Origin of the sequence: Mycobacterium sp., assembly GCF_035314665.1 — a bacterium.
Taxonomy (GTDB): Bacteria; Actinomycetota; Actinomycetes; order Mycobacteriales; family Mycobacteriaceae; genus Mycobacterium.
The window spans coordinates 1-13,822 of sequence record NZ_DATFZD010000204.1 but is presented as its reverse complement, the minus strand read 5'-3'; the positions used below and the strand labels follow the sequence as shown (position 1 = coordinate 13,822).

General features: G+C 65.6%; 17 protein-coding genes. 11 read left to right on the top strand and 6 right to left on the bottom strand.

Annotation, left to right across the window (positions count from 1 at the left end; all coding sequences use genetic code 11):
- The 3 genes from mmsB to VKI00_RS15515 all read right to left on the bottom strand — a co-directional run.
- Positions 1 to 827, bottom strand: an 827-nt coding sequence (gene mmsB / locus VKI00_RS15525; protein ID WP_324438820.1) for a 3-hydroxyisobutyrate dehydrogenase, incomplete at its 3' end; no start/stop codon positions are given.
- A 14-nt stretch (positions 828 to 841) separates the two neighbouring features.
- Entirely contained in the window at positions 842 to 2,008 is a 1,167-nt protein-coding gene (locus VKI00_RS15520) for an acyl-CoA dehydrogenase family protein (RefSeq protein ID WP_324438818.1), read from the bottom strand.
- A 7-nt stretch (positions 2,009 to 2,015) separates the two neighbouring features.
- A complete protein-coding gene (locus VKI00_RS15515; protein WP_324438816.1) occupies positions 2,016 to 3,536 on the bottom strand; it encodes a CoA-acylating methylmalonate-semialdehyde dehydrogenase in 1,521 nt (506 codons plus the stop codon).
- Between the two features lie 158 nt (positions 3,537 to 3,694).
- On the opposite strand from VKI00_RS15515, the gene VKI00_RS15510 reads away from it, so the two are divergent.
- The 8 genes from VKI00_RS15510 to VKI00_RS15475 all read left to right on the top strand — a co-directional run bounded on the left by VKI00_RS15510 (position 3,695) and on the right by VKI00_RS15475 (position 8,504).
- Complete coding sequence (locus VKI00_RS15510; RefSeq protein ID WP_324438814.1) at positions 3,695 to 4,054, top strand: hypothetical protein; 360 nt, start codon at positions 3,695 to 3,697, stop codon at positions 4,052 to 4,054.
- A gap of 38 nt (positions 4,055 to 4,092) precedes the next feature.
- Positions 4,093 to 4,545 carry a hypothetical protein gene (locus VKI00_RS15505; protein ID WP_324438812.1) on the top strand — a complete coding sequence of 151 codons (453 nt, stop codon included), beginning with the start codon at positions 4,093 to 4,095 and terminating at the stop codon, positions 4,543 to 4,545.
- Between the two features lie 575 nt (positions 4,546 to 5,120).
- A complete protein-coding gene (locus tag VKI00_RS15500; protein WP_414687209.1) occupies positions 5,121 to 5,660 on the top strand; it encodes an RNA polymerase sigma factor in 540 nt (179 codons plus the stop codon).
- A complete protein-coding gene (locus VKI00_RS15495) occupies positions 5,657 to 6,361 on the top strand; it encodes a Rieske (2Fe-2S) protein (RefSeq protein WP_324438810.1) in 705 nt (234 codons plus the stop codon). The genes VKI00_RS15500 and VKI00_RS15495 overlap by 4 nt, the downstream gene beginning before the upstream one ends.
- Positions 6,362 to 6,430: 69 nt before the next feature.
- Positions 6,431 to 6,892, top strand: coding sequence for a cupredoxin domain-containing protein (locus VKI00_RS15490; protein ID WP_414687208.1), 462 nt, complete (start codon positions 6,431 to 6,433; stop codon positions 6,890 to 6,892).
- Positions 6,889 to 7,818 (top strand): metallophosphoesterase family protein, encoded by a 930-nt coding sequence (locus VKI00_RS15485; RefSeq protein ID WP_324438808.1) that lies wholly within the window; start codon positions 6,889 to 6,891, stop codon positions 7,816 to 7,818. The genes VKI00_RS15490 and VKI00_RS15485 overlap by 4 nt, the downstream gene beginning before the upstream one ends.
- Entirely contained in the window at positions 7,815 to 8,195 is a 381-nt protein-coding gene (locus VKI00_RS15480; RefSeq protein ID WP_324438806.1) for a hypothetical protein, read from the top strand. The genes VKI00_RS15485 and VKI00_RS15480 overlap by 4 nt, the downstream gene beginning before the upstream one ends.
- Positions 8,196 to 8,204: 9 nt before the next feature.
- Positions 8,205 to 8,504, top strand: coding sequence for a hypothetical protein (locus VKI00_RS15475; protein WP_324438804.1), 300 nt, complete (start codon positions 8,205 to 8,207; stop codon positions 8,502 to 8,504).
- Here VKI00_RS15475 and VKI00_RS15470 read toward each other — a convergent pair.
- Positions 8,494 to 9,723 (bottom strand): adenylate/guanylate cyclase domain-containing protein, encoded by a 1,230-nt coding sequence (locus VKI00_RS15470; protein ID WP_324438803.1) that lies wholly within the window; start codon positions 9,721 to 9,723, stop codon positions 8,494 to 8,496. The two genes, VKI00_RS15475 and VKI00_RS15470, sit on opposite strands and share 11 nt — an antisense overlap.
- Positions 9,713 to 10,327: a TetR/AcrR family transcriptional regulator gene (locus tag VKI00_RS15465; RefSeq protein ID WP_324438801.1), complete on the bottom strand. Its 615-nt coding sequence runs from the start codon at positions 10,325 to 10,327 to the stop codon at positions 9,713 to 9,715. The genes VKI00_RS15470 and VKI00_RS15465 overlap by 11 nt, the downstream gene beginning before the upstream one ends.
- Positions 10,328 to 10,396: 69 nt before the next feature.
- On the opposite strand from VKI00_RS15465, the gene VKI00_RS15460 reads away from it, so the two are divergent.
- From VKI00_RS15460 to VKI00_RS15450, 3 genes are read left to right on the top strand one after another with little or no spacing between them, the layout of a single operon-like run.
- Positions 10,397 to 10,933 (top strand): peroxiredoxin-like family protein, encoded by a 537-nt coding sequence (locus tag VKI00_RS15460; protein WP_324438799.1) that lies wholly within the window; start codon positions 10,397 to 10,399, stop codon positions 10,931 to 10,933.
- Positions 10,934 to 10,938: 5 nt separating this feature from the next.
- Entirely contained in the window at positions 10,939 to 11,811 is an 873-nt protein-coding gene (locus VKI00_RS15455; RefSeq protein WP_324438797.1) for an alpha/beta fold hydrolase, read from the top strand.
- 42 nt (positions 11,812 to 11,853) lie between these two features.
- Entirely contained in the window at positions 11,854 to 13,272 is a 1,419-nt protein-coding gene (locus VKI00_RS15450; RefSeq protein WP_324438795.1) for an HNH endonuclease signature motif containing protein, read from the top strand.
- A 14-nt stretch (positions 13,273 to 13,286) separates the two neighbouring features.
- Here the strand turns inward: VKI00_RS15450 and VKI00_RS15445 are convergent.
- The coding region (locus tag VKI00_RS15445; RefSeq protein WP_324438793.1) for a DUF6611 family protein at positions 13,287 to 13,822 on the bottom strand (536 nt) is incomplete at its 5' end.

Genomic DNA, 13,822 nt, shown 5'->3' with positions numbered 1-13,822 from the left:
GCGAATTTGGCGTAGATCTCGGCGGCGTGACTGCCAAGCGGGGCCGTTGAACCGGTTGAGCTGACGGCGTCCATTGCCAGCCCCAGATCCTTGTTCATCAGCGCGGTCGCGAAGCCCGGGGTGAAGTTGTTGTTGGCCGGCGACGTCGGCACCGGGCCGGGCACCGGGCAGTTGGTGTGCACTGCCCAGCAGTTTCCGGTGGCGCCGGTGATCACGTCGAACAGCGACTGAGCTGACAGCCCAAGCTTTTCGGCCAGCACGAACGCCTCGCCGATCGCGATCTGCTGCACGGCCAGCACCATGTTGTTGCACACTTTGGCGGCCTGGCCCGCGCCGGCTGCTCCGCAGTGAATGATCTTGCCCGCCATCGGGTCCAGCACCGGCCGCGCCCGTTGCAGCGCATCGTCGTCGCCGCCGACCATGAAGGCCAGGGTGCCGGCGACGGCGCCTTTGACCCCGCCGGAGACCGGCGCGTCGAGCTGGGCCACGCCGCGGGAGGCCGCCGATGCGTGGACTTCGCGGGCGTCATCGACGGAGATCGTCGAGCTGTCGATGAACAGCGCGCCTTCGCTTGCGGCGGGCAGGATTTCGGCATAGCAGCGTTTGACCGCGTCGCCGTGCGGGAGCATGGTGATGACAACGTCGGCGCCGGTCACCGCCGCGGGGCCGCTGTCCGACACCACGACACCGCTGTCGGCAGCGGCCGCGGCGGCTGCGGGCACGGGGTCGAAGCCCTGCACGGTGTGACCGGCGGCGACCAGGTTCGTCGACATCGGACCGCCCATGTGGCCCAACCCCAAAAACGCGACCGTCAAAGACTCAGTCATTCGGCTAACCCTTCTTACGCGCTGGCTCGGACCCGTGCCGCCTCGGCTCGGCCGATCACCACCCGCATGATTTCGTTGGTGCCCTCCAGGATGCGGTGCACCCGTAGATCGCGCACGATCTTCTCCAGACCGTACTCGCGCAGATACCCGTAGCCGCCGTGTAGCTGCAGGGCCTTGTCCGCGGCGTCATAACACGCGTCGGTGACGTATCGCTTCGCCATCGCGCACAGCTCGACCTTGTCGGCGGCATCGCCATCGAGCGCGGTCGCGGCCCGCCACAACAACATTCGGGAGGATTCCAGCGCGGTCGCCATGTCGGCCAAGGTGAACCGGATGGTGGGCTCGTCGAGCAAAGCGGCCCCGAACGCCTGCCGGTGGGAAAGATAGTCTGCGGCCTTGTCGAAGGCGGCCTGCGCGCCGCCCAGCGAGCACGCCGCGATGTTGATCCGGCCGCCGTTGAGGCCGTTCATCGCGATGCCGAAGCCCGCACCTTCCCCGTCCGCGCCGCCGAGCATTGCATCGGCGGGCACCCGAACTCCCTCGAACACCACCTGCGCGGTTGGCTGCGCATTCCAGCCCATCTTCTCCTCGTGCGCGCCGAAACTCAGCCCCGGGCTTCCTTTTTCGACGATGAACGCCGATATTCCGCGTGGACCCTCACCACCGGTGCGCGCCATCACCACGTAGACATCCGAGGCGCCGGCCCCGGAGATGAACTGTTTGACACCGTCAAGCACATAGTCGCCACCCTGCTTGACCGCACGCGTGCTCAACGCGCCGGCATCGGAGCCCGCGCCCGGCTCGGTCAGGCAGTAGCTGGCAATGACATCCATCGAGGCCAGCCGCGGCACCCAAGTCTTGCGCTGCTCGGCGGTGCCAAAAGCGTCGATCATCCACGCGCACATGTTGTGGATGGACAGGAACGCCGCGACCGTCGGGCAAGCCGTCGCCAGCTGCTCGAAGATCCGCACCCCGTCCAAGCGGCGCAACGCACTGCCGCCGACGTCGTCGTGGCAATAGATCGCCGCCATACCGAGCCCGGCCGCCTCACGCAGCTCGTCTACCGGAAAGTGATGCGTCGCATCCCATTCCAGGGCATACGGAGCCAGGCGTTTGGCCGCGAACGCGGCCGCCGTCTCGGTGATAACCCGCTCATCGTCGTCCAACTCGAAGAATTGCATCGACGGCCTAATTCATTGTCGGGATGACGAATTCGGCGCCGTCCTTGATGCCCGACGGCCACCGCGAGGTGACGGTCTTGACCTTGGTGTAGAACTGGATCGAGGCCGGGCCGTGCTGGTTGAGATCGCCGAAACCGGAACGCTTCCAGCCACCGAAGGTGTGGTAGGCCACCGGGACCGGGATCGGCACGTTGACTCCGACCATGCCGACCTGCACCCGGGAGACGAAATCGCGCGCGGTGTCGCCGTCGCGGGTGAAGACCGCCACCCCGTTGCCGTATTCGTGTTCGCTGGGCAGCCGCAACGCCTCTTCGTAGTCGTGGGCACGAACCATGCACAGCACCGGGCCGAAGATCTCGTCGGTGTAGATCGACATGTCGGGGGTGACGTGGTCGAACAAGGTGGGCCCGATGAAGTAGCCGCTTTCCAGGTTTGCGTCACCGAACGTCAGATCATCGCTGGTGCGTTCGCGGCCGTCCACGACGAGCTCGGCGCCGGCGTCGACACCCTGGCCGATGTAATCGCGGACGCGGCCGAGTGCGGCCTCGGTGACCAGGGGGCCGTAGTCGGCCTTGGGGTCCAGGCTGTGGCCCACGCGCAGGTTGTTGATCCGCTCAACCAGCCTGGCACGCAACCGATCCGCGGTCTGCTCGCCGACGGGCACTGCGACGCTGATCGCCATGCACCGCTCGCCGGCGCTGCCGTAGCCGGCGCCGATCAGCGCGTCGACGGCCTGATCCAGGTCGGCGTCGGGCATCACGATCATGTGGTTTTTCGCCCCGCCGAAGCACTGTGCGCGCTTGCCGGTGCCGGTCGCCGTCGCATAGATGTACTGGGCGATATCCGAGCTGCCGACAAACCCGACGGCGGCGATGTCCGGGTGAGTGAGGATCGCGTCGACGGCCTCCTTGTCGCCGTGCACGACCTGAAACGCGCCAGCGGGCAGGCCGGCCTCGGTGAACAGCTCGGCCAGCCGCACCGGCACCGATGGGTCTCGCTCAGAAGGCTTGAGCACGAACGCATTTCCGCACGCCAGGGCGGGACCGGCCTTCCACAACGGGATCATCGCCGGGAAGTTGAACGGCGTGATACCCGCGACCACGCCGAGCGGCTGGCGCAACGAGTACACGTCGATGCCCGGGCCGGCGCCCTCGCTGTATTCACCCTTGAGCAGATGCGGGATGCCGACGCAGAACTCGATCACCTCGATACCCCGTTGAATGTCGCCGCGCGAATCTTCCAGCGTCTTGCCGTGCTCCAGCGACAGCATCTCGGCGATCTCGTCGACATGCTCGTTGACCAACTCGATGAAGCGCATCATCACCCGCGCCCGGCGTTGCGGGTTGAACGCCGCCCACTCTTGTTGCGCCCGCGCCGCCGATGCCACTGCGGCGTCGACCTCGCTCTTGCTGCCCATCGGAACCAGCGACTGCACCTGGCCGGTGTTGGGGTTGAGCACGTCGGCGGTACGACCGGACTTTCCCGCGGTGCGCTTGCCGTCGATGAAATGCGTGATGTGTGCGGTCATGGATGCCCTCGGATACGCGTAGAGAGTCAGATGGGTTACTAGGACATCCTAGTAAATCGGCTGCGGTGGTGGCAAGCCGACCAACGTGAACCGGACGTTGCAAATTAGGGAATCTTCCTGATTCGCACGACGCTGCCGAAGAGGACAATCCCAGGTTTATGAAGCGACTAATCATGGGGCTGACGGCGACCGCGCTGTTGTGGGGCGGTGTCGCGGGTGTCGTGGGCGCAGCCACCGCCGAGGCTCGTCCCCTTCCTGCGCCGCAATCCTGGCCCGGCTGCCCGCAAGACCACCCGGAAGGCCCTTGTCACTGGTGCCCGGGAGACCCTCCGGTGCAAACCGGCAATCTGCGGGTGAACCCGGTTATCTGGGATACGAATGTCTGCCACACCTACTGGTACGTCCGGCCCGGGCAGGGAAACGTCGCCCAAAACATTTTTGAGGGTGATACGCCACCAGCACCGCCTCCACCGCCACCGGGCTTGAATTTCTGTCCGATTCCGCCGTGGTGTCCGTGATCCGTTGGTACGGTTCGCATGAAACTAAGGGGGCAATTGTGGGCCGCAAAATTTATGCCTTGGTAGCCGCGGCAATAGCGGTTGGTCTGGTCGCGTCCGGTTGCGGCAATTCGCATAACTCGGCGATCAAGACAACGGCGCCGACGGCGGCGCAATTGCAATCGCTGATACCGACACCCGCGAACACTCAGCGCACCGACGGCCCTACCTCCATTCCGGACAACGGCATCCACATGCATTTCCTGGTCAACGGACCGGGAGCCGACGTTCTGAATGCGTACAAGACCCCGCTCGAAGCCAAGGGCTGGGCGGTGACCGTCGTGGCTTCGGGTGGCTGGGGCGCAACCGGCGGCGCTACCTACACCGCGACGCAGGGCGACACCTACGGCGTGTTCAACGGCGGAGGCAACGCCGGCACCACCGACGTCGGTGCCTGCGCATGGCCGGCAAAGCCCGCGAACCCCAACTGTGGCGGCGGCAGCCACCAATAACGGCGACGATTCGCGGGTAATTCGCGCGCAGCGAATTTATGCAAATGCCACTACGGCCTCGCAGAGCTGTTCAGGCTGGATAAACCAAACAACGAGTTTGCGGTGCAAATGTCGCGCACTATCGGACAACAGTGGGTAGGGGCAGTGTTTCGGGCAGTATTAGTCGCAGCGGCTGCGGCCCTCGCCGCGTTCACTCTGGTGCCCGTTACCCACGCTGATCCCGACGACCCCGATCCGCATATTCCGAATATGGCCGTCAACTACTGTCCTAACGGCGGCGCGAAATGGCTCTTTAGTGTCACCGTCTGTGACGGCGTGCCGTACGCGGACGGCTCATACTGGCACATCGTTAGAACCGAGGGCCTGACGATTGGGGATACATATTCTTCCGCTAGGACGTCGCCGATGAGATGCGTCGTCAACCCAGACGGTGGCCCGTTGCCGCAGCCGGCGCCGCCCGGCGGATGCGACGGCGCGGTCCAGTAGCTAATAGCCGCGGCGTAACCCAAGCCGCTATGTAGGCGTGACACGGCACTATTCTCGGCGGTGCCACGCTTTTGACAGGCAGGCGATATGTGACGGCACACGGCGAACCCGTCGGCCCGCGGCCCTTGCGGGTGGTACCCGACGGCGGCTACCCCAACTGGGAGGCGGTCTACCAGGACAACGCCACCTGGGTGTATCGCACTATCTTCGCCCGGGTGGGCAACCGGGCCGACGCCGAGGACCTCACCGCCGAGGTCTTCCTGGCCGCGCTGCGACCTCTGCGGTTGACGGCAAGTGTGGGTGAGGTCCGCGCTTACCTGCGAGCCACCGCGCGAACGGTGCTGGCCGCGCACTGGCGCGAGACACTGGGCCGCGAGATCACCTCGATCGACGACATCGAGCAACCGCCCGAGAGCGAAGAGGCGATCAGCACGGCTCCCCAGCGGGTGGCCGAGGTTCTCGGACGGTTGCCGGATAATTATCGGCGGATCCTGGAACTGCGGTTCCTGCAAGGCCGTTCGATCAAAGAGTCGGCGGCCGAACTCGGGGTCAGCATCGCCAACGCCAAGGTGCTCCAGCATCGCGCGTTGCGACTGGCCGCACAAGTCAACGAGAAGGGCGAATCATGAACGCGCGTGGGTTGCGCAGATATGTCGACGACCTGTTGCGGGGTCGTCGCCCCAAGCCGTTCCGGCCCGACGACTTCGAAGCCGCGCAAATCCGGACCGCCATCGATCTGCAGGCGGCGCGGTTGGGCAGTGACGCGCCGCGCGAAGAATTCCTCGCCGATCTGCGCCGTCGTCTTGCCGCCCAGGCGGAGGGCGGCTCGCCGCCGGTGGCCAAATCCGGGGCGACCCGCAGAAACGTCCTCGTCGGCACGTCGGCAGCCGCGGCCGCCGCGGTGGCGGCGGTGTCGATCGATCGAGCGCTGATCGACAGCGGGCAGGTCGCCGACGGTGACAACAAATACAACTCCGGCGAACTCACCCCGAACACCGGAAGCTGGCAGCGCGTCGCGGCCAGCGCGGAGGTGCCCGAGGGGGTCATGCGTCCGTTCGACCTCGGCTCGGTCATCGGGTTCGTCCGCCGGGTCGACGGCAAGCCCGAAGCCGTGTCGGGCGTGTGCACCCATCAAGGGTGCCGGTTGTGGTTCGACGCGCCCGATGACCGGCTGCGCTGCCCTTGCCATTCGACATCGTTCTCGCCCGCCGGTCAGGTGCTGACTCACCAATTGCCGATCGCCCCGAAGCCGTTGCCCATGTTGATCGTTCGCGAACAGGGCGGCGTCATCGAGGTGTTCGTCCCGCCGCAGCCGAACGAGCCGGCCTGACGGCCTGTAACCCACCGCCCTATCTGTTGGCGACGCGTACTTTCTCGCCGACGATGGAGGTGCATCGGTATGCCCGGACGACATCAGGGCGCCCGTGTTGTGCTGCTGGCAATGCTGCTGCTGGCCGGATGCTCGTCGCCGCCATCGGCGACCTCGCCCTCGGTGACCTTCGGGTCGGGTGCGACGACGCCGGGAATGCCGGGTATGAGCGGTATGCCGCCGATGTCGGGCCCGCCGGCGGGCACCTCGGCGCCGGCGACCGGAACGGCCGCGCCGGTGGCCGGCAATGCGGTCAGCATCGACAACTTCGCCTTCGTCCCCGCGACGCTGACCGTCCCCGCGGGAAGCACGGTCACCTGGACCAACCACGACGAAGAACCCCACACGGTGGCCGCGAGCGACGGGTCGTTTCACTCGCCGGGGATGGGCGCGCAGGGCACGTACTCCCACACGTTCCCAACCGCGGGCAAATTCGACTACGTCTGCTCGATCCACCCGTTCATGCACGCCACCGTGGTGGTGACGCAATGACAGACGCCCCGCACACGATGACTCGCCGCCAGCTCATCCGGCACAGCGCATGGTTCGGCGCGGCCGTCGGCCTCGCGGTGGTCGGCGGTGAAGTCATCTCCCACGTCGCCGGCACGGCGGACGCCACGCGGGTTGCGGGCCGGCCCACTCTGCGATTCGCTCAGGTCAGCGACAGCCACATCGGGTTCCTCGGTAAGGCCAACTCAAATGTCGCCGGCTCGTTCAGCCAGGCGATCGACCGGATCAACAACCTCGGTTACGTACCCGATTTCGTGATCCACACCGGCGATCTCACTCACCTGGCCACTCCCGATCAGTTCGATCAGGTCAAGCAGATGATGACCGGACTGCGCACGCCACACGTCTTCACGGTGCCCGGTGAACACGACTCGGTCGACGATGCGGGCCAGAAGTACCAAAGTGCGTTCGGCGCCGGAACCCGCGGCGACGGCTGGTACAGCTTCGACATCGCCGGCGTGCATGTGATTGCGTTGGTGAACACGCTGAACTTGAAGAAGCTTGGCCACCTAGGCGTCGACCAGCTGGACTTTGTCGCCAAAGACGTTGCGGCGCTGCCCAATGACACGCCGATCATCGTGTTCAGCCATATCCCGTTGTTCGCAATGTATCCGGATTGGGGCTGGGGCACCGAGGATGCCGCCCAATTGCTGAGCTATCTGCGCCGGTTCTCGTCGGTGACCTGCCTCAACGGCCATGTCCACCAAGTGTTCTCCAAGACCGAAGGCAACGTGACGTTCTACAGCGGAACCACGACCGCCTATCCGCTGCCTCATCCCGGAGATGGCCCGGCGCCCAAGCCCGTCACCCTGCCGGCCGGACAATTGCATGACGCGCTGGGCATCCGCGAGGTCAGCTATACCCGGGGGCAAAATGCGCTTGCGTTGAAAGAGCTGACACTGCAATGACATTCGCTGGGCTCATCACGAGAATCGGTATCCCCGTGGCGCTGGCCGTCAGCGGGATCAGCCATGCCTACCTCTACATCCATGGCTACCGGCACATTCCGACGATCGGCACTGCCTTTATTGTGCAGGCCAGTGTCTCGTTTGCTGTCGCGGCGCTGATTCTGGCCGGCGGTCCGGCGTGGCTTCGGTGGCTCGGCGCCATGCTGGCCGGCGGCTCGCTGGTCGCGTTCGCGCTGTCGCGCACCGTTGGCCTCTTCGGGTTTTCCGAGCAAGGATGGCAGCCGTCGCCGCACGCGGCAGTCGACGCGGTCGCCGAGCTGCTCACCCTCGGGCTGTTTGCGGTTTACCTGGTCGAGGGACGGCGCGCTCGCAGGTAGTGTGGGCGCATGTCCGTCCGTGCGATCCTCGTCGCGGCAACTATCGCCACAGCCGCGATCGGCTCGCCGTCATTGGCCGGCGCGGCACCCGCGAGCTCCAGCCCGTCATATCTGGACGGGTACAACACCGAACACACCTTCTACTCGGATCCAAGGAATCGCAATTTCCTCAAGAGCGAGATGCAACAGGGTTATGACACCGGCAGCGTCTGCCGGCTTGAGATGGGCGGCGGCCCGCCACCCGTCAATCCAAACGACTGGTTGCGCGGCTGCATAGACGCGCTGCACGATCTGGGATTCAAGCCGTGAGCACCTTTCGGCCGACCAGATACCAGGTACGCATGACGCCTTTGCCTTTCACATCGACCGCGCCGCGCTCCTCGAACACAAAGCAATTGCGGAGTCGCTCGTAAACAGGCTGCGGCACTTGAATACGTCCGACAGCCACCGTGGACTCCATCCGGGACGCGACATTGACGGCGTCGTCCCACACGTCGTAGAAGAAGCGCTGCGACCCAACCACGCCGGCGACCACCGGTCCGCTGGCCAGACCGATCCGCAGCGGCACCGCGCGCCCGCGCGAGTCGGTCAGCCCGGCAACGGTATCCGCGATGTCGAGCGCGAGAGCAGCCAGTGCTTCGAGGTGGTCGGGACGTGGTTGTGGGACGCCGCTGACCACCATGTATGCGTCGCCGCTGGTTTTGACCTTCGCCAAACCGTGCCGGGTAACCAGAGCGTCCAGGCTGGTGTAGAGGTCGTCGAGGAACGCGACCAACTCCTCCGGTGAGGTGTCACTGGCCCGCTCGGTGTAGCCGGCGATATCTGCGAAAAGGATTGAGGCGTAGTCATATTTGTCGGCGATGACCGAACGCGATCCGTCTTTGAGGCGTTCGGCGATGCTGGCCGGCAGGATGTTGGCGAGCAGTGCTTCGGAGCGCTGGTATTCCTGTTCCATCGCCGCCTCGGCGCTCGCGATCTGGCGTAGGCCGTACCAGACCAACGCGACTGCCAGCACACCGGCCGCGATAGTGTTGACGATGAATCCCACTGTGATGAACCATGGGGGCTCAGCGCCGGTGTCACGCGGGACGGTGAATTCCAGTGCGATAACAAGACTTACACCGATGGCAGCAGTTGCGATGGCCAGCCCGATGCGCTCGATGCCGACTACCATGACAGCCGCTACGGCTGCGATCAGAAAGTAGAACTGAACGCCGGTGCCGGTACCTAAGTGCCAGCACACGAAGGTCATTGACAGATAGGCCACCATGATCAACGCGAGCGGCGCGACCAGCTCACCGAATCGATACAACGATGGGATGACCGCGTAGAGGGCGGCCGTGCCAAGGTTGACAAACCCGATGTACCCGAAGCTCTCACTGAAGATCAACTGCATGACGCCGAAGCCCGCCGTGACAGAGCCCCCGATCACGGCCGCAACGTTGAGCAATCGCTGACGTTGCGCGCTGGCCCCGTCGTAGTGGCGATTGCGGGCTACCTCGCAGACTCGCTGCGCTTTAAGGCTCATCGCGACCCAGCAATGCCCGCAGCCCGTCGAGCATCGTGATCGCGTCTTCGATGTCGCCGGCGCGCCCGCGCGCCTGCACGCCAACCACCCCGGCGCGCAGGGCACCGGCAAGATATTTCGGCGCCGACGGCGGCAGCTCCCCGGCGTCGGCGGCGCGCTGCAGCGCCGCGGTCAACCCCCGGCGCAGCCGTTGCATGTGTCGTTCGGTCAGGGTCTTGATGCGCGGGTCGCCGCTGATCGGATTCTGCATGGTGTTCCACACCAGACATCCGGCGGTGCTCATCGGGCCGTCGAGCAACGCTTGGAGGTGGTCGAAAAACGCGTTGACGTCTGCGACACCGCGGCGGCCATGCTCCAGCGGGGCGAACATTTCATCGGCGCACGCCAGATATAGCGCCAATGCCGCTTCGAGGATCTCGGCCTTGGTCCCAAACGATCGGTACAGCGTCGAGGACGACAGCCCGGTCGCGGCGAGCATTTCCTCCTGGGTGGCTCCGTCGTAGCCCTTGCTCCACAGCAGCCAAAGCAGCGCGGATAGCGCGGTGTCACGATCGAACTGCGCGGGGCGTCCGGGGCGTCGGCGGCTGGCGGTAGGGGTTGACATTTGAAGTGAGTCTACTCAATACTTCAGATCGAAGGTATGGAGTTGCTTGACTCAATAACGGAGGGCGCTGTGCTGAACACGGGTGACAAGGTCAAGGCGCGAACCCTGACAACGATCGAGGGCGGCGCCGTCGCACTTCCGGCCGCCGATGGACTTGTGCACCTGCAGTTTCGGCGGTTCGCCGGCTGCCCGATCTGCAACCTGCACATGCACGAGGTGGCATCCCGGCACGACGAAATCACCAAAGCCGAAGTCACCGAGGTCGTGGTGTTTCATTCCTCCGCCGACCGGCTTCGCCGTTACGTGGCCCAGCTACCCTTCGCCGTGGTGGCCGACCCCAAGCGCAAGCTCTACGACGAGTTCGGCGTGCAGAACTCCATACGCGGGATGCTCAACGGAGACGTGGCGCGTGCCGTCGGCCGAGGCTTTCGCCAGGCGCGATCAGCGCAATCCCTCGCCGGCGCCCTGGGACCCACGGAGAACCACCTGGGCATGCCGGCCGATTTCCTCATCGCCCGCGACGGCGCTGTGGTCGCACGCAAGTACGGCAAGCACGCCGACGATCAGTGGTCGGTAGACGAACTGCTGCGGCTGGCCACTGCGTAACCGTTATGTCGTCCGCGGAGCTGTTGGACCGGTACCGGGCTTCGGGTCGGGTGTTCACCGCCGGCGGTATCGGCTCGTTCGTGCTCGACCAGGGCCCAGCCGACGGCGAGCCGGTGGTGTGCGTGCACGGGGTGCCCGCTTCCGCCTTTCTCTACCGCAAAGTGGTGCCCGCGCTGGCGGCCCAAGGACTGCGTGGCATCGCCGTCGACCTTCCCGGGCTGGGCCTTGCCGAGCGCCCTGCGGATGCCGACTACACCTGGACCGGGCTGGGCCGCTGGCTCGGATCTGCCATCGACGCGCTGGAACTGGATCGCTTCCACTTGGTGGTGCACGACATCGGCGGTCCGATCGGCCTCGAGGTGGCCGCCGCCGCGCCGGACCGTGTTCGGTCGCTTACGGTGCTCAACACGACTATTGCCGTGGAGTCTTTTCACCGGCCATGGGTGATGGAGCCGTTCGCGCATCCGGTCGTGGGAGAGGCGTGGCTGAAATCTATGCAGCTGCCCGGCCTCTTCGTGGCATTGATGCGAGCCCTGGGCGTGACTCGACGGGTGCCGACCGCCGAAATCGCTTGCTATGTACCGTTGTTGCTCGGCGACGACGGCGGCCGCGCCTTCCTGCAGATCATGCGGGGCTTCGAGGCGACCGCCGACAAACAACGTCACTATCTGGCGGCGTTGCGCAGTAAGCCGTATCCGGTGCAAGTCGTGTGGGGGGTGCTCGATCGCATGTTGACGTGGCGCCGCTACGGCGTACAAGCGCAACTGGCGGTCGGGCTCGATGACGCGATCCTGCTGCCGGGCAAGCACTTCGTCCAGGAAGACTGCCCCGACGAGGTCGCCGACGCCGTCCACCGGCTCGCGAACGCCACGCGATAGCCGCGCCAGCGCTTGTCAGAGGGCCATGGCATACTCGAACATATGTTCGATGAAGCTGCATCGTCGGTGGTAGCGCGGTTATGCGCGGCGGCGCGGGCGGAGAGCCAAGCGGCCGGGCAGCGGCTTGCCGTCATCGCGGAGCTGGATGTGTTGTGGCTGCGCGGGTTCGGCGAACGTGAGACGTGGTGCACCGATACCCAGGAGGCGATCACTGCCGAGGTGGCCGCGGCGTTGGGCATTACCCAGGCGCTGGCGGCAAGCTACCTCGACTACTCGCGGGCGATGCGGTTGCGGCTGCCGAAGGTGGGAGCGCTGTTGGTGGCAGGCGACATCGACTATCGGATGTTTCAGACGATCGTCTACCGCACGGATTTGATCACCGATCCTGGGGTGATGGCTGACGTTGACGCCGAGCTGGCACTAACGGCGCCGCGCTGGCCGGCACTGACGCAGGGCCGGCTGGCCGCACAGGTGGACCGTATCGTGGCCCGCGCTGATCGCGACGCGGTGCGGCGCCGACGGGAGCGCCAGGCCGATCGGGAGTTCTCGATCTGGGACAGTGGCGACGGCTTGACCGAAGTCTTCGGCAGGCTGATCACCACCGATGCCCACGCGGTGGATGCACGCCTGGATGCGTTGGCCGCCAGCGTGTGCGGCGACGATCCGCGGACTCGCAACCAGCGCCGCGCCGACGCGATGGGGGCGTTAGCGGTCGGAGCCGATCGGCTGGCCTGTCGCTGCGGCAGGGCCGACTGCCCGGCTGGGAAGACGCCGGTGCCGGCTGCCGTGGTGATCCATGTCGTCGCCGAGCAAGCCAGCGTTGACGGCACCGCACAAACGCCCGGTTCGATGATCGGCGCCGATGCGCTCATTCCCGCCGAACTGATTGCCGAACTGGCGAAGTCGGCCAAGCTGCGGCCGCTGATCCACCCGGCCGACGCGCCGGCGGAGGCCGGCTACACGCCGTCGCAAACATTGGCTGATTACGTGCGCTGCCGTGACCTGACGTGTCGGTTCCCGGGGTGCGATCGGCCCGCGATCGACTGCGACGTCGACCACACCGTCGCCTACGCCGACGGCGGGCCGACACACGCCTCTAACCTCAAATGTCTTTGCCGCCTGCATCATTTGATCAAGACGTTCTGGGGTTGGCGCGACCAACAACTGCCCGACGCCTCCGTGATATGGACGTCGCCGTCGGGGCAGACGTACGTCACCACCCCGGGCAGCGCGTTGCTCTTCCCCAGCCTCTGCGCGCCTACAGGCACGCTAGGCCCGGTTCCTGCCCGGCTGCGGTGCGTCGACCGCACCCTGGCGATGCCCAGGCGGCGACGTACCCGTGCCCAAAACCGCACGGCACGCATCACCGCCGAGCGTCGACACAATCAGCGTGTCCGACAGCGGGAACAGCACCGCGAACGACTACGGATCATCGCCAACGACGAACCGCCACCCTTCTAGCTGCGATAGTGCGTTTAGACGTGGGTGGTGTCCTCGAGACGGTCGTATGCCTGCCACCAAATAGCTTCGTGCTCGACCGGTGAGATGGCACCGGTCGACAACATGTCGTCGGCCCGGGTCAGCATGTGAGTCAGGGTTTTCCATTCGCTATGTCGCCGTCGCTCGTCCTCATCGGTGATTACCGGCATGAGGACGAGCGACATGGACTTGACGTGCACGCGCTTAGGTCCGGCCAGCAGGGAGAGCAACACGCGGATGCTCAGGTAAGTTGCGATGGCTATCGCCGGGACGGTATACGGCGAGGACACCGCGTCGCCGATCATAATTGCGAATAGGATGAGCACGGCGCCGCCCAACGGCCACCCCCGTCGCAGCCGCGCCAGCCGCCGATCAGCGATGGTGGTGCCGGGTGGGTAGATGATCAACCGGTAGCGCCGAACAGCGTACTGACTGATTTTGACGTCATAAAATCCCCACGGTCGGTCACCGTCGAGCACCCGCGAAAACCACCGCGCGCCTGGTTCAACGGGTTGGTATTGGGCGTTGCGCA

Bases quoted from the DNA above. Each gene is read 5' to 3' on its own strand.
- VKI00_RS15475 (WP_324438804.1), top strand. From the start codon at position 8,205: ATGTCCGTCCGTGCGATCCTCGTCGCGGCAACTATCGCCACAGCCGCG.
- VKI00_RS15470 (WP_324438803.1), bottom strand. From the start codon at position 9,723: ATGAGCCTTAAAGCGCAGCGAGTCTGCGAGGTAGCCCGCAATCGCCAC.
- VKI00_RS15485 (WP_324438808.1), top strand. From the start codon at position 6,889: ATGACAGACGCCCCGCACACGATGACTCGCCGCCAGCTCATCCGGCAC.
- VKI00_RS15490 (WP_414687208.1), top strand. From the start codon at position 6,431: ATGCCCGGACGACATCAGGGCGCCCGTGTTGTGCTGCTGGCAATGCTG.
- VKI00_RS15495 (WP_324438810.1), top strand. From the start codon at position 5,657: ATGAACGCGCGTGGGTTGCGCAGATATGTCGACGACCTGTTGCGGGGT.
- VKI00_RS15510 (WP_324438814.1), top strand. From the start codon at position 3,695: ATGAAGCGACTAATCATGGGGCTGACGGCGACCGCGCTGTTGTGGGGC.
- VKI00_RS15450 (WP_324438795.1), top strand. From the start codon at position 11,854: ATGTTCGATGAAGCTGCATCGTCGGTGGTAGCGCGGTTATGCGCGGCG.
- VKI00_RS15480 (WP_324438806.1), top strand. From the start codon at position 7,815: ATGACATTCGCTGGGCTCATCACGAGAATCGGTATCCCCGTGGCGCTG.
- VKI00_RS15520 (WP_324438818.1), bottom strand. From the start codon at position 2,008: ATGCAATTCTTCGAGTTGGACGACGATGAGCGGGTTATCACCGAGACG.
- VKI00_RS15455 (WP_324438797.1), top strand. From the start codon at position 10,939: ATGTCGTCCGCGGAGCTGTTGGACCGGTACCGGGCTTCGGGTCGGGTG.
- VKI00_RS15515 (WP_324438816.1), bottom strand. From the start codon at position 3,536: ATGACCGCACACATCACGCATTTCATCGACGGCAAGCGCACCGCGGGA.
- VKI00_RS15465 (WP_324438801.1), bottom strand. From the start codon at position 10,327: ATGTCAACCCCTACCGCCAGCCGCCGACGCCCCGGACGCCCCGCGCAG.